Origin of the sequence: Streptomyces sp. BV286 (assembly GCF_019090165.1) — a bacterium.
GTDB lineage: Bacteria > Actinomycetota > Actinomycetes > Streptomycetales > Streptomycetaceae > Streptomyces.
In genome coordinates this window covers 44,637-61,071 of the sequence record NZ_JAHRIB010000111.1, presented here as the reverse complement: position 1 = coordinate 61,071, position 16,435 = coordinate 44,637, and the positions used below count along the sequence as shown (strand labels likewise).

Below are 16,435 nucleotides of genomic sequence, written 5' to 3'. Positions count from 1 at the left end.
CGAGTGGTTCGCCGTGGCCGAAACCGCACACCCACGACTCCCAGGACCCACGGCTCGTACGTCCTCGTGCCCAGCAGCTCCCGCGCGGCACGGCGGACCGGTGCGAGCGCTGCCCGCGCGATGCCCGACCGGCCGGCGCGGCGGATGCCGGACGACGTCCCACCACGATGCGGGCGAAGCCCAGCAAGAACAGCGCGGACAACGCAGACAGCGCGGACACCCCGTGACGGACGGGGCGCCGGGCTCGTCGTCCCGTCGAGCAAGCCCTTCACGCCACGTGCCTGCCCCCGGCCTCGACCGGTCCTCGGCTCAGTTCTCCTCGGCTCAGTTCTCCTCGGCTCAGGTCCCGGACACCCCGGCGGTCGCCATCGACCCCACCACCGCCGAACGCACCTCCTGGACCGCCTGCTTCAGGGCCGGAGTCGCCGGCCCACTGCGTTCGGCCAGGGCCCGGACGCGCTCCTCGTACTGCCGCCGCTCCCTGCCCGACAGCAGCGTGCGCAGCTCCGCCGCGGCGGCGAGGGCGACGAGCGCCGCGTCCCGCTCGGACACCTCGCCCACGGGCAGCGGACCCTCCAGAACAAGCCGTGCCTCCGCACGCAGCCCGTCCACGACGGCGACACGGTCGATGCCGTACTCCACGGTCGGGAACACACCGAGCACCCGGGTCTTGTCGGCGCGCAGGTACCCGCCCGCGGCGAGCTGCGCCTGTACGGCGTCCAGGGTGATACGGGCCCGCAGGCTGACCCAGGTCTTCCACCGGTGCGGCCGGGACTCCTCGACGAGCTCCAGAAGCCCGTCGAGGACCGGGTCCCCGGTCCGGCCGTCGGGATCCGTGGGCGTCGCGATGCCGTCGTCGTCGGCGAGCAGCCCTCGCTGCGCCAGCTCGGTGAGGGCGCCGGCCCGGACCAGGTGCGGGAGGTGGGTGGCACCGGTGACCTTGAGCTTCGTGGTGTCCCAGGCCAGCAGGTAGAGACGGGCGGGCAGCGAGAGCGGACCGTTGGGCACGGGGTCTCCTTACAGCGGTCGGGGACGGGGGCACGTTAATTCGTTGACAGCCGCACGGACCCCTCCTACGGTTTGAAGCGGTTCTGTTGCCGCCGAACGGAGAAGGACGTTGCTCGTCTGAGGTCATGAGACACCGCGCCACACGTGTCATCCGTGTGTGCGCAGCGTGCGACCTCGATCCGAGCCGTCCAGCGGAACAGGGCCTTTCCCTTGTTCCGAGGATGTCCTGAGGACTCCGTCAGTCCTCTCGTCTCTTCGGCCGTCGTCGCCTCCCGGTGTCTCGATACGCGTCGCCCCTGACCGCATCAAGCATCGCGAGGCCTGTATGTCTACTTCCCCCGCTTCCATCACCTGCACCTCCCTCTCCTTCGCCTGGCCCGACGGCACTCCCGTCTTCGAGGATCTCCAGGTGGCGTTCGGTCCCGGCAGGACCGGGCTCGTCGGGGTCAACGGCTCAGGGAAGTCGACCCTGTTGAAGCTGATCGCGGGGCAGCTCACCCCGGCCGAGGGCACCGTCCGTGTCGCGGGCGAGGTCGGGCGGCTTCCGCAGAACGTCACCCTCGACACCGGGCTGCGGGTCGACGAGGTGCTGGACATCGCCGCCCAGCGCGCCGCGCTGCACGCCATCGAGGCCGGCGACCCGTCCATGGAGCACTTCGACGTCGTGGGCGACGACTGGGACGTCGAGGAGCGTGCCGTGGCGACGCTCGGTGAACTCGGCCTCGGCCACATCGGGCTGGACCGCACCATCGGCGAGGTCTCAGGAGGTGAGTCGGTCCTGCTGCGCCTGGCGGCGCTGCTGCTGCGCCGGCCGGACGTGCTCCTCCTGGACGAGCCCACCAACAACCTCGACCTGTACGCGCGCCGGCGGCTGTACGCGGCCGTCGAGGCCTGGTCCGGCGTCCTGGTCGTGGTCAGCCACGACCGTGAACTCCTGGACCTGGTCGACCAGATCGCCGACCTGCGCTCCGGTGAGGTGACCTGGTACGGCGGCAACCTCTCGGCGTACGAGGAGGCGCTCGCCACCGAACAGGAGGCGGCCGAGCGCATGGTGCGCGTCGCCGAGTCCGATCTGAAGAAGCAGAAGCGCGAACTGGCCGACGCACAGGTCAAGCTGGCCCGTCGCAAGCGGTACGGCCAGAAGATGTTCGAGCAGAAGCGTGAGCCGAAGATCGTGATGGGCGCGCGCAAACGCTCGGCCCAGGAGTCCGCGGGCAAGCACCGCATCATGCACGAGGAGAAACTCGCCGGCGCCAAGGAGCGGCTCGACGAGGCCGTGGAGGCGGTGCGGGACGACGACGAGATCCGCGTCGACCTGCCGTACACGGCCGTACCCCCGGGCCGTACCGTACTGACCCTCCAGGACCTGGAGCCGGCGTACGGCGCGAGCGTGGCGGGCAACCTCGACCTGCGCGGGCCCGAGCGGGTCGCGCTGATCGGGCGCAACGGATCGGGCAAGACGACCCTGCTGCGCACGATCGCCGGGGAGCTGGAACCGGTCTCCGGGGAAGCCCACGTCCATGTGCCCCTGCGTTTCCTGCCCCAGCGGCTCGACGTGCTGGACGACGAGCTGACGGTCGCCGAGAACGTGGCCCGGTTCTCTCCCGGTGCCACCAACAACCGGATCCGGGCGCGACTGGCCCGCTTCCTGTTCCGGGGTGCGCGGGCCGATCAGACGGCGGCGACGCTCTCCGGCGGCGAACGCTTCCGGGCGGCGCTGGCCGCTCTGATGCTCGCCGAGCCCGCACCGCAGCTCCTGATGCTCGACGAGCCGACGAACAACCTCGACATGGCGAGCGTGCGACAGCTCACCACGGCTCTGGAGTCGTACGAGGGGGCGCTGATCGTCGCCAGTCACGACGTGCCGTTCCTGGAGTCGATCGGGATCACGCGCTGGCTGCTGATGGAAGGAGAACTGAAGGAAATCACGCCGGAAGCTGTCGGGTATCCCGGCTAGCTTCGGCGGTATGAGCCAGTCCACCACCGGTACACGTCCACCCGTCACCACCTCTGACCAGCCCGTTCCCGGTACTCACTCGTTCATCCACGTCGTCGGGGCCCGTGAGAACAACCTTCGGGATGTGACCCTGCGCATCCCGAAGGGCCGGCTCACCGTCTTCACCGGGGTGTCGGGGTCGGGCAAGTCGTCGGTCGTCTTCGACACGATCGCGGTCGAGTCGCAGCGCCAGCTCAACGAGACGTTCACCTGGTTCGTCCGCAACCGGCTGCCGAAGTACGAGCGGCCGCACGCGGAGGCCATCGAGGACCTCTCGCCCGCGATCGTCGTCGACCAGAAGCCGGTCGGCGGCCACTCCCGGTCGACCGTGGGCACGATGACGGACGTCTACTCGGTGATCCGTGTCCTGTTCTCGCGGCACGGCAGCCCGAGCGCGGGTCCGGCCACCGCGTACTCGTTCAACGATCCGTCGGGCATGTGCCCCGACTGCGACGGCCTCGGGCGCACGGTCCGGCCCGCCTGGGACCGCATCCTGGACCCGGCCCGGTCCCTGGCGGACGGCGCGATCCTTTTCCCGCCGTTCACCGCGGGGACCTGGCAGGGGCAGGGGTACACGAACACCACCGAACTGGACCCGCACAAGCCGGTGGGCGAGTTCACCGTGGCCGAGCGGGAGTTCCTGCTGCGCGGGCGCTCCGGAAGCAAGGTCACCATCAGTGGTTCGGGCGGTACCTGGAGTACCGACTACGAAGGGCTGGCCGACCGCTTCGAGCGGCTGTATCTCAAGCGGGACGTGTCCGCGCTCAGCCAGAAGACACGGGACCAGGTGCGGGGTTACATGACGGAGGGGCTGTGCCCGGGCTGCCGGGGCGCCCGGCTGAACGAGGCGGCGCTCGCCACGCGGATCGGCAACGGGGCGGCGGGCCGGCCGGGCCTGTCCATCGCGGACTGCACCCGGATGCAGGTCAGCGACCTGATCCCGGTCCTGCGGGACATCGACGACCCGGTCGCCACACCGGTCGCGGCGGCGGCCGTGGCCTCGCTGGAGCGCATCGAGGCGATCGGGCTCGGCTACCTGAGCCTGGACCGGGAGACCTCGACGCTGTCCGGCGGGGAGGGGCAGCGGCTGAAGATGGTGCGGCACCTCGGGTCGAGCCTGACCGGGATGACGTACATCTTCGACGAGCCGAGCGTGGGACTGCACCCGCGTGACGTCGGGCGGCTCGGGGACCTGCTGCTGCGGCTGCGGGACAAGGGGAACACCGTCCTCGTCGTCGAGCACGACCCCGACGTCATCGCCCTCGCCGACCACGTGGTGGACATGGGGCCCCGGGCGGGGGCCGACGGCGGCCGGGTGGTGTTCGAGGGGACACCCCGCGAGCTGGCCTCGGCCGACACCCTGACCGGCCGCTGCCTGAACCGCCGCCGGCGGGTGAAGCCGGAGCCGCGGGCCGCCACCGGCGGGCTCCGGGTGAAGGGCGCGGACCTGCACAACCTGCAAAACGTCACGGTGGAGTTCCCGACGGGTGTGCTGACCGCGGTGACCGGCGTCGCCGGGTCGGGAAAGAGCACGCTCGTGTCGAAGGAGTTCACGGCCGCGTACCCGGACGCCGTGGTGGTCGACCAGTCGTCCATCGGCATCTCGGCACGGTCGACCCCGGCCACCTACCTCGGCGTGATGGACACCGTACGGAAGGTCTTCGCGCGGGAGACCGGAGTCGAGCCGGGACTGTTCAGCTTCAACTCCGAAGGTGCGTGCGGGACATGCCAGGGGCGCGGGGTCAGCCACACCGATCTCGCGTTCATGGATCCGGTGACGACGACCTGCCCCGACTGCGAAGGGCGGCGCTTCAAGGACGAGGTGCTGCGGCTGACCGTGGGCGGCAACTCCATCGTGGACGTACTGGAGATGACGGCCGATCAGGCGCTCGACTTCTTCGAGGACGCCGGGGTGCGCCGCAGGCTCCGAGCCCTGCGGGACGTGGGGCTCACCTATCTGACGCTCGGTCAGCCCCTGTCGACGCTCTCCGGTGGGGAGCGGCAGCGCATCAAGCTCGCGACCCGGCTCCACCGGACCGGGGCGGTGTACGTCCTCGACGAGCCCACGACCGGCCTGCACATGTCGGACGTCGACGGGCTGCTCTCCCTGCTCGACCGGCTGGTCGACGCGGGCAACACCGTCGTGGTCGTCGAACATCACCTCGATGTCGTCGCCCACGCCGACTGGGTCGTCGACCTCGGTCCCGACGGCGGCAGGGACGGCGGCCGGGTCGTCTTCGAGGGGACGCCCGGGCAGCTGCTGGAGGCACGGGGGTCGTTCACGGCGGAGCACCTGCGGCGCCATGTCGGGTAGGACCGCGGCAAGCGCTTGCGGGCCGTGAGGCCCGGTGGGGGCGGGTGGAGGCCGGGGGCCGGGGGGCTGTTGTGACTCCGGTGCGGGTTGCATGATGTGCGGGACGCACCCTGCCGAGACGGAGACCGCACGTGCCCAGCCAGAAGGCCCTCATCCGCCGCCCCGGCCCCCGCCTGGCCGAAGGTCTCGTCACGCACATCGAACGGACGGCGGTCGACGTCGAGCTGGCGGCCGAGCAGTGGGAGGCGTACGCGCAGGCGCTGCGGACGCACGGCTGGGAGACGGTCGAGGTGGAGCCCGCGGACGACTGCCCGGACTCCGTGTTCGTGGAGGACGCGGTGGTCGTCTTCCGCAACGTGGCGCTGATCGGCCGCCCGGGCGCGGAGTCCCGGCGCGGCGAGACCGCCGGGGTCGAGGAGGCGGTGGCCCGGCTCGGCTGCTCGGTGAACTGGGTGTGGGAGCCGGGCACGCTCGACGGCGGCGACGTCCTGAAGGTGGGCGACACGATCTACGTGGGTCTCGGCGGACGGACCAACGCCGCCGGGGTCCAGCAGTTGCGGGCCGCGTTCGAGCCGCTCGGGGCCCGGGTCGTCGCCGTACCGGTGAGCAAGGTGCTGCACCTGAAGTCGGCCGTCACCGCCCTGCCGGACGGCACGGTCGTCGGGCACGAGCCGCTGGTGGACACGCCGTCGCTGTTCCCGCGCTTCCTGGCGGTGCCTGAGGAGGCCGGATCGCACGTCGTCCTGCTCGGCGGCGGGAAGCTCCTGATGGCGGCGAGCGCCCCCAAGACCGCGGAACTGTTCGCCGGCCTCGGCCACGAGCCGGTGCTCGTCGACATCAGCGAGTTCGAGAAGATCGAGGGCTGTGTGACATGCCTCTCGGTCCGGCTGCGGGAGCTCTACGTGTGAACACCGGGCGACGTGCTCCGACGGTCCCGGGACCTGGGGTTCCGCCGGACGGGTGCCCTCCGTATGCGAACAGGAATGATCTTCAGAGAGATCGTCGCTGATCAGGGCTCTTTACGACGCGCTTAACCTACGGCATCGTAACCTACGGATACGTAGCCTACGATGCCGTAGGTTGTGTGAACGCTCAGTACTGACGTCCCCTCTGGAGTCCCCGTGACGATCACTTCTCCCCATCTCGGCAGCCCGTCCTCCGACTGGACCGACGCACGGCTGCTGTTCGCGCTGGAAGAAGTGGTGGAGACCGAACTCAACCGTCACCTGAAGGTCGCCAAGGACTGGATGCCGCACGAGTACGTGCCCTGGTCCGACGCCCGTAACTTCCCCGGCGTCTTCGAGGACGGCGAGGCCTGGGGCAAGGAACAGTCCAAGGTCACCGAGCTCGGCCGCATCGCGCTGGTCGTGAACCTCCTCACCGAGGACAACCTGCCCAGCTACCACCACGAAATCGCTTCCCTCTTCGGCCGCGACGGCGCCTGGGGCACCTGGGTGCACCGCTGGACCGCGGAAGAGGGCCGCCACGGCATCGTGATGCGCGACTACCTGCTCGCGTCGCGCGCCGTGGACCCGGACCAGCTCGAAGCGTTCCGTATGCAGCACATGAGCGAGGGCTTCGAGTCGGACAACCGCCACTCGATGCTCCACTCGGTCGCGTACGTCGCCTTCCAGGAGCTCGCGACCCGCGTCTCGCACCGCAACACCGGCCACCAGTCGGGCGACCCCGTCTGCGACCGCATGCTGGCGCGCATCGCGACCGACGAGAACCTGCACATGGTCTTCTACCGCAACCTCCTCAAGGCCGCGTTCGAGCTCGCCCCCGACCTGACCATGCAGGCGGTGCGGGACGTCATCGTCCAGTTCCGGATGCCCGGACACGGCATGCCCGGCTTCGAGCGAGCCGCCGCGCAGATGGCGATCGGCGAGGTCTACAACATGCGGATCCACCACGACGACGTGCTGATGCCGGTGCTCCGCCACCTCAGGGTCCTGCAGATCGACGGCCTGGGCCCCGAGGGCCTCAAGGCGCAGGAGGAGCTCGGCCTCTACATGGGCGGCCTGGACGCCGAGGCCTCGAAGTTCGACGAGAAGCTCGCGGCCCGCAAGGCCCGCATGGCGGCCCGCGCCGCCTCCGCGTGATGCGCGGCCCCGGCTCCGGCGTGCGCGCCTGAGCCGGGGCACCTCTCACTCGTACGCCGTCACCTGGGCCAACGCCGCATCGCGGACGTCGGCCACCGGGTGGCGGCGCAGTGCGTTCAGCTGGATACGCACGGCGGCCCCCAGTCCATACGGGCACCGAGCGCCCCTGCGAGGGCGACGGCGAGCAGCCCCTCGCTGTGACCGCCGTGCGCGGCGAGCCGGCGGGCCGCGCCCAGCAGGGTCCTGGGGTCGCCCTCGTGCGGCCCGCGGAGCAGTCGGCCGGCCAGTTCCGATGCGGTCCTGGCCGCGAGCGCCGGTCGCCCGGCCGTCGGCGCGGCCAGCCGTGCGAGGGCCGATTCCAGTGCATCCGCGTCCTTGTCCAGGTCGAGATGGGCCGCCGTGACCGCGGTCGCCTGCGGTACGAAGCCGTCGTACCGCGCCGGCCCAGCCGGAAGTCCTCGCGAGAGCGCCCGGATCTGCCGCAGGTTCCGGTGACAGGTCAGGTTCGGTTCCGCGGCGTGGAGGGCCGGTGTGACCATGACGGTTTCGTATTCGATGGACTCACACATGAGTTGTGGTCGGGTATGCCGGGACGCGGTTGCTGGCTGACCTCGCCGATGCCACCGGACTGACCAGCGCGCACGATCTTGTTGAGTATGCCGCGCAGCACCGGGCTGGAGGTGGACGATAGCCATCGGCAGTCGTCCACAAGGGCGGCTCTGCTTTTGGGCGGGGAGGTCTGGATGCGGTTGGTGGTGCGTTTGGAGTCGGGTCCGGGGCCGGGGGAACTGCGTTCCCTGCAGGGGTGGTTGCGGTCGGATCCGGATGTGCGCAGGTCCGCGCATGTCGAGGTGCAAGGGAGCGTGCCGCGTCCGGGGGAGATGGGCACGGCACTTGACGTGCTGCAGCTGGTGACGGGTAACGGGTGGAGTGCCGCATCGTTCGTACTGGCGCTGGTGGCATGGCGGCAAACCCGGCCGCAGCGCCCACGGGTAGAGATTCACCACGGTGACACAGTCATCATCCTGACCGATTGCTCACCCGAGGAAATCGAGCGGGCGACCGCAGCGCTGAACGCTGCCGCGGGCGAGGACCGGGACGCATGAGCGTCCTACCCGACCCGAGTGCCTCGCGCGCGGTCCTGATCGGCACGAGCCGTTACGACCACCTGGAACAGCTACCGGCGGTCTCGAACAACCTGACCGCCCTTGCCGACATCCTGAGCGGCCCGCTGTCCCTGCGCATGCCCGCCTCACACGTGACCGTCATCGAGAATCCGTGCGACCCGGCCACCGTGATGAACCCGCTGCGCCAGGCGGCCGCCGAAGCCACCGACACACTGCTCGTCTACTACGCCGGCCACGGTCTCATCGACCCCCACGACACGCTCGCCCTGGCCATGCCACACACGCACCTCGGCCGCATCGAGACCAGCCTGAACTACGACTGGCTGCGCCAGATCCTCCTGGACTCCTGTGCCCAGCGGCACATAGTCCTCCTCGACTGCTGCTACAGCGGCCTCGCCCTCGGCAGAATGAGCGCACTCCAGGGACTCGCCAACCACGCCGCAGTCGAAGGCACCTTTCTCCTCGCCGCCTCCGCCGAAACTCGCACCGCGCTGGCACCGATCGGCGACACCCACACAGCCTTCACCGGAGCCCTGCTCGACACACTGCGCCATGGCATTCCTGGCGGCCCGCCGCTGCTCGACCTGGAGAGCGTCTACCTGCACCTGCGCCGGACTCTGGTAGCACGGGCGCATCCCGCTCCGCAGGCCAGGAACCGCAACAGCGGTGCCCGAGTGGCGCTGGGACGCAACCATGCGGAGATTCCCTCAGCGCCGGTCACCGCGACAGCCGGCCCCGAGCAGCCGGACGAGGTGGACAGGCTGCTTGAGGCATCGAGCGCTCGACTCGTCGTCCAGGCCGGGGAAGTGGCTGCCTTTGGTGCGAATGCCGATGTGGCCTCTCGGCACCAGACAACGGGGGCGCTGAACTCAGCGATGGCCGCCCGCGTCCCTCCCGCGGGCGATGTGGCCAATCCATCCGCAGGCAAGAGTCCTGGCCATGATCGATCAGCCGCCGAATGGGAAGCTGCCCGATACAGGGCACTCGCCGACATCGCCGGGGCGATGGCAAGAGTTGTTGAATTCCACCGGCGTACAAACGCCCGTGCTGTTGTGCGGTCTTCTGTGGTCGGGCAAGGCGCGACGGGCAAATCGGTCGAGGTGACTTACCCGGACTGGAACCACTCACTGCTGCAAGGCATTGAAGGGAACCCGCGGAACCATGAGGTCGTGGAGTATCAGTACCGTGCGGCTGCCATGAAGGCCCTGTTGCAGCTCGAACTAAGGCTCACCGCAGTGACGGTTGTGCAGCCGGGTGTAGTACAGGTGCGCATTGAAGACGCTGCCAACCCGGTGTGGGCGCAGCGAGATTTCTGGGTGCACATCACCACACGGGGTAAACAGGGCCACCGCCTCAGTGCCATCCCGGTAAGCCTCGAGGTGGGGGATCACATGAGCCGGGAGGCACGCGGTGATCGCCGGGGTCAGCCCTTGAGGTAGGGGTGTTCATAGGAATCCGAGACGGTGGACATGTTGCCGCGGTGCGAGGACCATGGGCTGGATTGTGCCCGCCGAGGCAGCCACGCGCGCCGGATTTCCCGATGCGACCGGCCCGGTGCACGGCCACTACTGCTCTACGCGTCGCAGCCCCAGCCGCTCCTTCTCGGACAGGCCGCCCCAGACGCCGAAGCGTTCGTCGTGGGCGAGCGCGTACTCGAGGCACGCGGAGCGCATCTCGCACATTCCGCAGATCCGCTTCGCCTCACGCACGGAGCTGCCCGGCTCGGGAAAGAAGAAGTCGGATCCGGTCTGTGCGCACAGTGCCTGTTCCTGCCAGGAGAGGTCGGGCGCGATGACGGTGTCGTTGTGCATGCCGGCGATCGTGCCGGGCGCCGAAAAACGTTCGATCAACGCCGGCTCAACGGCCGCCCGGCGCACTCCTGGGCGACGGGGCCGGCCCTCGATCCAGAGCGCGAAGCGCGCACGGGGCCCGCAGCTCGGAACCTCACGATGCCCCGGGCGACATGCGGGCGCACGGCGGCGCGGCTCGATCGGGACGGATTCCCGCAGCCGACCGCCTCCGGCACGGACAACGGCCCGGCCCCCGGCACCAGCACCGGCACCGGCACCGGCACCGGGAATCCATCACGGTGAGTGACCGCTGACTCCGCCGGGCCCACGCCGGCCTTCCGGCAGCGGTTGTCAGTGGGCGGTGCGAGACTCGGCAGTGCAGGCAACGGGACCCCTCAAGGGAGGGCAACATGCTCACCACCCGCTTCGTCACCGGCGCCCCAAACTGGGTCGACCTCGGCACCCGCGACATCGACGGCGCCGCGTCCTTCTACCAGGCTCTCTTCGGCTGGGACTTCCGGTCGGCGGGACCGGATTCCGGCGGTTACGGCTTCTTCCAGCTGGCCGGAAAGACCGTGGCGGGCGGCATGCAGACCACCCCGGAGCAGGGCCCGCCGTCATGGGGTGTCTTCTTCCGGAGCCCGGACTCCGACGCGACGGCCAAGGCGGCCGAGCAGGCCGGGGGCAGCGTCCTGTTGCCGCCCGACGACGTCATGGACAAGGGCCGTATGACGATCCTCGCCGACAGGGCGGGCGTCTCCTTCGGCATCTGGCAGCCGGGCACGCACCAGGGCATCGACGTGGCCGGCGCCCCGGGCTCCCTGTGCTGGCTCGAGCTCTACACGCCGGACATCGCGGCGGCGGCCGCGTTCTACAACTCGGTGCTGGGCCTGGAGACCTCGGCCGTCACCTTCCCCGGCGGCACCTATACCTGTATCAATCCGTCCGAGGGCGGCGAGGACGCCATGTTCGGCGGTGTCGTCCCGCTGGCCGACGATCCGACGGAGCAGGGGGCGGAGCCCTACTGGCTGCCGTACTTCGAGGCCACGGACACGGACGCGGTGGCCGCGAAGGCCCAGGAACTGGGCGGTACGGTCCGTATGCCCGCCACCTCCGTGAGCGGCGTCGGGCGGGTGGCGAAGCTCGCCGACCCGTACGGGGCGCGCTTCGCGGTGATCAAGAGCGATCCGGCGCAGGGCTGACCGTCGCCGAGGCCGGGCTAGGGCCCCGTCCCGGCGGCCCGAGGACCGTCTCGGGCGCCCCGCCCCGCCCGGCCCTGCCTCGACGTCCCATGTGATCGGCCGAGGGCCCCTCGTCGGCGACCCCCGGCCTGACGAGCGCGGACCGAGCCGAAGCCACCCGCACGTCCGCGGCCGACCACCTGACCGTTCTACCGTCAACTTCTGAACGCACGAATATTTTGAGAGCGCTCCCAGTCATAACCCTTGACGCTTCAACTCCCCCTGGGGACAGTGGTGCTCCGCAGGGCGTCGATGCCCCACACATCGGCCCGTCCCTGCCTCCCCCACACCCCCAGGAGACCTCCGTGATCTCACGCAGAACGTTCCTGACCGGAGCCGCGGCCGTCACCACGGCCGCCAGTTACCCCGTCTGGGGAAGCGCTCTCAGCCCGGCGGCCGAGGCCGCTCCCGCCACGTGTCAACTCGCCCTCAAGAACGCCTCGTTGCCCGGTACGGTCCGCGCGTACGTCACCGGACACGAACTGTCGACGGGGAACTGGCTGCTGCTGCGCGCCGACGGCAGCGTGTACCGGCCCACCTCCCCGCCGGCGCCGCAGACACCGCTGCCCGTCGACTGCGCCATCCCGCTCGGCGCCGCAGGTTCAGCCCCGAGGGTCTTGACGCTTCCTCAGATGTTCGGCGCCCGCGTCTACTTCGTGCGCGACAGCACCCTCAACTTCTTCCTCAACCCGGGCCCCGCGCTGGTCGAGCCGGCGTTCGCCACGCCGGCCGACTCGAACTACGGCAAGACCTGGTCGTTCTGCGAGTTCACGTTCAACACCCAGCAGTTGTACGCCAACATCAGTTACGTCGACCTGGTCACCGCGCTGCCCATCGGGCTCACTCTGGAGGGCGACACCACGCACACGGTCGCCCCGCTGCCCAACGGTGCCGTCGACAGGATCGCCTCGGACCTCACGGCGCAGGCGGCCCGGGACGGCCAGCCCTGGGACAAACTGGTGATCCGGGGCAACAACGGCTCCGTACTGCGCGTGATCTCCCCGCAGAACCTGATGGCCCCGTACTTCGACCGGCCGGCCGAGATGCCCTTCCGCAACCTCTGGAACAGCTACATCGACCAGGTCTGGGCGAAGTACCGCTCCACCGACCTGAGGATCGACCTCCAGGGCGGCCGGGGCGTGCGCACCGGTCGTGTCAGCGGCGACACGCTCACCTTCGCCGGTGGCCACACCTTCAGTAAGCCCACGTCGAAGGACATCTTCACCTGCAACCACGGTCCGTTCGCCAACAACCCTGGCGATCCCGACGACAAGAAGGCGCTCCTCGCACGCCTCGCGGCCGGCTTCAACCGCTCGATCATGCTGTCCCACCCCAGCCAGCCCAACGGGACGACCACGTCCGACTACTACAAGGGCACCGTCACCAACCACTGGGCGCGTGTCGTGCACGCCAACTCGCCCATCGGGTACGCCTTCCCGTACGACGACGTACGCCCGGACGGCCAGCCCGACGTGTCGGGGGCGGCCCATGACGGCAACCCGCGCCGCTTCACGGTGACGGTCGGAGCGTAGGCGCTCCGCTGGGCCTGCAGCATTTCGACTGCGGGTCCGTCGTGGCGGGGCGCGCAGTTCCCCGCGCCCCTCCATGGCGACCACCGCCCCACAGGACCAGCACCATTTCGTCCGCGGATCCGCCATAGCCCGGCGCGCAGTTCCCCGCGCCCCTCCATGGCGACCTCCGCCCCACAGGACCAGCACCATTTCGTCCGCGGATCCGCCGTGGCCGGGGGCGCAGTTCCCCGCGCCCCTTCACGGGGCGTACCTGAACTGCGCGGCCTAGCGGTTTACGCCGAGGCTCGTCTGACCAGTGTCGTCGGCAGGACGACGCTGGACGGTGCTCCCGCCAATCCGACGGAGGTCCCCTCGGAAGCGGTCCGGTCCAGTCCGCGCAGGAGCAGTCGCGCCATCAGCCGGCCCATCTCCTCTATGTCCTGACGGACCGTCGTGAGCGGTGGGTCGGCCGATTCGGTGACCGGGAGCATGTCGTCGAAGCCGATCACGGCCACGTCCTCCGGCACCCGCCGTCCTCGCTCGCGCAGGACGCGCAGGGCGCCCGCCGCCGTGAGGTCGTTGGCGGCGAACACGGCGTCCAGGTCGGGGCAGCGGTCGAGGAGTTCCCTCATGGCGCGTTCGCCGCCCGCCGGGGTGAAGTCGCCCTCCGCGATCAGTTTCGGGTCCGCGTCCACCATGACGTCACGAAAGCCGTCGAGCCGGTCGACCGCCGAGGTCTGGTCGAGGGCACCGGTGATGTGGGCGACTCGCCCGCGCCCGAGCCCGACGAGGTGCCGGACCGCCTCACGGGCACCGCCTCTGTTGTCGCAGTCGACGTAGACGGCGCCGCGCGAGCCGCCGGCCCAGCCGGGGCGCCCCCCGTACACGGTCGGCACCCCGTGGATCAGGCCCGGCAGCGGGTCGTCGAGGTGCAGCGAGAAGACGAGCGCGCCGTCGACGTGGCCGCCGGCTAGGTAGCGCCCGACGCGGGCGTGGTCGTCGCGCCCCTCCGTCAGCAGCAGCACGAGCTGTGAGTCGTGCGCCGTCAGCTCCTTGCTGATGCCCCGGAGCTGCAGGGCGAAGAAGGGGTCCGCGAAGACCCGCGTCTCCGGTTCGGCGATCACCACGGCGACCGCGTCGTGCCGTCGGGTGACGAGACTGCGCGCGGCCTGGTTCGGGACGTAGCCGAGCTCTTCGACGGCGCGCCTGACCCGCTCGACCAGGGGCTCACGCACGCCCTCACCACCGTTGACGACACGGGACGCGGTGGCCCGGGAGACCCCGGCCCGGGCCGCCACTGCCTCCAGCGTCGGGCGTGGCTGTGTCGACTGCTCGGTCACCTCGGGGCTCCTCAGGGCGGTGTTGCCGATCAGGATAGCCCTCGCCGGACCCGTGTTGAGAGCGCTCCCGATCGGAAAGCCCCTGGAAAACCACCCTGCCCCGCGTCACCGGGCCTTGAGAACCGGGTCAGTGGCGACCAGGGACCAGGGCCTGCCGAACATGCTCTGGACCCGATTTCGTCGCCGCCGAAACCGATTGAGCGTCCGATCCCGGCCGTGGTACCACTTCGTGATTCGTAAGATGATCACGAGATGCGCAAGGGGTTGGCCAGCATGGCGCTTGGAGAACTGGTGAAACTACGGGCGATGGGTCCCGCGGACGCCGACGCGCTGTGGCGCTGGAACCACGACCCCGAGGTCATGCGGTGGATGGACGACACGTATGCCCAGCCGGTGGAGCGCGTCCGCAAGTGGCTGGAGGAGCGCCCCCGCAACTCCTATGGCGACTTGCTCCTTGGCATTGAGGCACTGGCCGACGGCCAGCTCATCGGCCTGGTCGCGCTGCGCGACGCGGACCCGGAGAAGGGCATCGCGGAACTCGACATCTACCTGGGCGAGAAGGCGTATTGGGGCCGCGGATACGCCACCGACGCGGTGCGGACGATCTGCCGCTACGGCTTCGAGGACATGCGCCTCCACAAGGTGACGCTGACCGTGGTCACCGAGAACGACGCCGCACGCAGGGTCTACGAAAAGGTCGGCTTCGTGGAGGAGGGCCGTCTTCGGCAGGTCTTCCGCCGTGACGGCAAGTGGTACGACATGTTCACGATGGGGCTGCTGGCGGGCGAGCTCCGCTGAGCCCCGGCTCAGCACGGGAAGCGCATCCTCACCCGGCTTCGGACCGGGGCGGACGCGCACGGCCTGCTCACCTGGGACCTGAGCATGGACTCCAGCCCGGACCCGACGGCCGGCAAAGAGCACCCGACGGGCCCCGAGGAAGGTGCCAGGCCGTGTCAGGTGCGGGCCCTCCCCGAGCCCGCACCTCCACCACGCCCGCGCCCGGAACTCGCCCGGCCTCGCGGCGCTCAGTGCTCGTGCGGCTCGTACCCCGGAATCGTCCCGTCCGTCTTCTTCACGAGGAACAGCCCCGCCATCCCCATGTCGGAGTGGCTCTGGACGTGGCAGTGGTACATCCACGCTCCTGCCCCGACGCCCTCACCGGCGATCACCTGGAAGCCGAACGAGTCGGCGGGCCCCACGATCTTGTTGTCGATGACCTGACTCGGGTCGTCGGGGCCGGTCAGCAGCCCCGTGCGGTTGTCGGCCCAGCGGTGACCGTGCACGTGGAACGTGTGGTAGTACTCGCCGTGCGTGATCATCACGAACTCGACGCGGTCACCCACGGTGGCCTCGAAGTTGGGGCTCTGGTGGCCGGGCTTGTTGTTGATCGTCATGTCGTTGAAGACGATCGTGTGGGTCTTGTCGGGGAGGATGTCGCCCTTGCGGCGGACGACCAGCGGCCCGTAGAGGCCCTTGCGGACACCGATCGTGCCGTGCTCGGTGCCGACGACGTGGTCGTGGTAGTGCCAGTAACCCGCGCTGCCCGCACGCCAGGTGCCGTCCTTGCGTCGGCCCGGGGCGTGGGTGCGCCAGGTGTACATACGGGTCGCGCCCGGCTCCACATGCGATCTGCTCAGCTTCGTGCCGTCGCTGGAGACCTCGTAGTCCATGCCGTGGACGTGCAGGCTCGCCGCCACGTCCATCGTGTTCTCGACCTCGATGTGCAGCGTGTCGCCCTCGTTGAGTTCGATGAGCGGGCCGGGGATCGTGGCCTCGCCCTTGGCGAGGCCGTAGCCCATCTGCCCGTCGGCGAGCTTCTCCATGTAGAGCTTGACGCGCTTCACCTCACCGCCCGCGGGAGCGGTCCGGACCGGGCTGTCGGCGGATGTCGCGTCCTGCGCGCCGACGAGCGACAACGATGTCGCGACCGTGGCGACGGCGGCCCCGCCCATCATCATCCGCCGACTGAAGCCACGTCTGTCCATGCCGTCCGTGGTGCTCATGCC

14 protein-coding genes are annotated in these 16,435 nt (G+C 69.9%); 9 read left to right on the top strand and 5 right to left on the bottom strand.

Translation table 11 applies throughout. The annotated features are described in order from the left end of the window. Positions 1–339 precede the first annotated feature (339 nt). The gene (locus KUF83_RS15705) at positions 340–1,008 is read right to left on the bottom strand and encodes a GPP34 family phosphoprotein (RefSeq protein ID WP_217455293.1); all 669 of its coding nucleotides are present in this window, start codon (positions 1,006–1,008) and stop codon (positions 340–342) included. Between the two features lie 325 nt (positions 1,009–1,333). Between KUF83_RS15705 and KUF83_RS15700 the strand changes: the two genes are divergently transcribed. From KUF83_RS15700 to KUF83_RS15685, 4 genes are all read left to right on the top strand, one after another. Beyond that, positions 1,334–2,965: an ABC-F family ATP-binding cassette domain-containing protein gene (locus tag KUF83_RS15700; protein ID WP_217455292.1), complete on the top strand. Its 1,632-nt coding sequence runs from the start codon at positions 1,334–1,336 to the stop codon at positions 2,963–2,965. 10 nt (positions 2,966–2,975) lie between these two features. Further along, positions 2,976–5,318: an excinuclease ABC subunit UvrA gene (locus tag KUF83_RS15695; RefSeq protein ID WP_217455291.1), complete on the top strand. Its 2,343-nt coding sequence runs from the start codon at positions 2,976–2,978 to the stop codon at positions 5,316–5,318. A gap of 131 nt (positions 5,319–5,449) precedes the next feature. Continuing rightward, on the top strand, positions 5,450–6,226 hold the full coding sequence (gene ddaH / locus KUF83_RS15690; RefSeq protein ID WP_217455290.1) for a dimethylargininase: 777 nt from the start codon (positions 5,450–5,452) through the stop codon (positions 6,224–6,226). A 213-nt stretch (positions 6,227–6,439) separates the two neighbouring features. After that, positions 6,440–7,420, top strand: coding sequence for an acyl-ACP desaturase (locus KUF83_RS15685; RefSeq protein WP_217455289.1), 981 nt, complete (start codon positions 6,440–6,442; stop codon positions 7,418–7,420). 116 nt (positions 7,421–7,536) lie between these two features. Here the strand turns inward: KUF83_RS15685 and KUF83_RS15680 are convergent, their stop codons facing one another. Beyond that, complete coding sequence (locus KUF83_RS15680) at positions 7,537–7,959, bottom strand: hypothetical protein (RefSeq protein ID WP_217455288.1); 423 nt, start codon at positions 7,957–7,959, stop codon at positions 7,537–7,539. 117 nt (positions 7,960–8,076) lie between these two features. Here KUF83_RS15680 and KUF83_RS15675 point away from each other — a divergent pair, with 117 nt between their 5' ends. Both KUF83_RS15675 and KUF83_RS41955 read left to right on the top strand, forming a co-directional pair. Beyond that, positions 8,077–8,526: a hypothetical protein gene (locus tag KUF83_RS15675; RefSeq protein WP_254643897.1), complete on the top strand. Its 450-nt coding sequence runs from the start codon at positions 8,077–8,079 to the stop codon at positions 8,524–8,526. Continuing rightward, a complete protein-coding gene (locus KUF83_RS41955; RefSeq protein WP_254643896.1) occupies positions 8,523–9,986 on the top strand; it encodes a caspase family protein in 1,464 nt (487 codons plus the stop codon). Before KUF83_RS15675 ends, KUF83_RS41955 begins: the two co-directional genes overlap by 4 nt. Positions 9,987–10,112: 126 nt before the next feature. Here KUF83_RS41955 and KUF83_RS15665 read toward each other — a convergent pair whose 3' ends face one another. Continuing rightward, entirely contained in the window at positions 10,113–10,358 is a 246-nt protein-coding gene (locus KUF83_RS15665; protein WP_217455287.1) for a WhiB family transcriptional regulator, read from the bottom strand. Positions 10,359–10,747: 389 nt separating this feature from the next. Here KUF83_RS15665 and KUF83_RS15660 point away from each other — a divergent pair, with 389 nt between their 5' ends. After that, entirely contained in the window at positions 10,748–11,539 is a 792-nt protein-coding gene (locus KUF83_RS15660) for a VOC family protein (RefSeq protein ID WP_217455286.1), read from the top strand. A 344-nt stretch (positions 11,540–11,883) separates the two neighbouring features. Then, on the top strand, positions 11,884–13,110 hold the full coding sequence (locus tag KUF83_RS15655) for a glycoside hydrolase family 64 protein (RefSeq protein WP_217455285.1): 1,227 nt from the start codon (positions 11,884–11,886) through the stop codon (positions 13,108–13,110). Between the two features lie 272 nt (positions 13,111–13,382). On the opposite strand, the gene KUF83_RS15650 is transcribed toward KUF83_RS15655, so the two are convergent. Beyond that, entirely contained in the window at positions 13,383–14,429 is a 1,047-nt protein-coding gene (locus KUF83_RS15650) for a LacI family DNA-binding transcriptional regulator (RefSeq protein WP_217455284.1), read from the bottom strand. A gap of 273 nt (positions 14,430–14,702) precedes the next feature. Between KUF83_RS15650 and KUF83_RS15645 the strand changes: the two genes are divergently transcribed. Continuing rightward, positions 14,703–15,227: a GNAT family N-acetyltransferase gene (locus KUF83_RS15645; protein WP_217455283.1), complete on the top strand. Its 525-nt coding sequence runs from the start codon at positions 14,703–14,705 to the stop codon at positions 15,225–15,227. Positions 15,228–15,454: 227 nt separating this feature from the next. Here the strand turns inward: KUF83_RS15645 and KUF83_RS15640 are convergent, their stop codons facing one another. After that, positions 15,455–16,414, bottom strand: coding sequence for a multicopper oxidase domain-containing protein (locus tag KUF83_RS15640; RefSeq protein WP_217455311.1), 960 nt, complete (start codon positions 16,412–16,414; stop codon positions 15,455–15,457). Positions 16,415–16,435: the final 21 nt, after the last annotated feature.

Bases quoted from the DNA above. Each gene is read 5' to 3' on its own strand.
- KUF83_RS15700 (WP_217455292.1), top strand. From the start codon at position 1,334: ATGTCTACTTCCCCCGCTTCCATCACCTGCACCTCCCTCTCCTTCGCC.
- KUF83_RS15695 (WP_217455291.1), top strand. From the start codon at position 2,976: ATGAGCCAGTCCACCACCGGTACACGTCCACCCGTCACCACCTCTGAC.
- KUF83_RS15680 (WP_217455288.1), bottom strand. From the start codon at position 7,959: ATGGTCACACCGGCCCTCCACGCCGCGGAACCGAACCTGACCTGTCAC.
- KUF83_RS15675 (WP_254643897.1), top strand. From the start codon at position 8,077: ATGCCGCGCAGCACCGGGCTGGAGGTGGACGATAGCCATCGGCAGTCG.
- KUF83_RS41955 (WP_254643896.1), top strand. From the start codon at position 8,523: ATGAGCGTCCTACCCGACCCGAGTGCCTCGCGCGCGGTCCTGATCGGC.
- KUF83_RS15665 (WP_217455287.1), bottom strand. From the start codon at position 10,358: ATGCACAACGACACCGTCATCGCGCCCGACCTCTCCTGGCAGGAACAG.
- KUF83_RS15660 (WP_217455286.1), top strand. From the start codon at position 10,748: ATGCTCACCACCCGCTTCGTCACCGGCGCCCCAAACTGGGTCGACCTC.
- KUF83_RS15645 (WP_217455283.1), top strand. From the start codon at position 14,703: ATGGCGCTTGGAGAACTGGTGAAACTACGGGCGATGGGTCCCGCGGAC.
- KUF83_RS15640 (WP_217455311.1), bottom strand. From the start codon at position 16,414: ATGGACAGACGTGGCTTCAGTCGGCGGATGATGATGGGCGGGGCCGCC.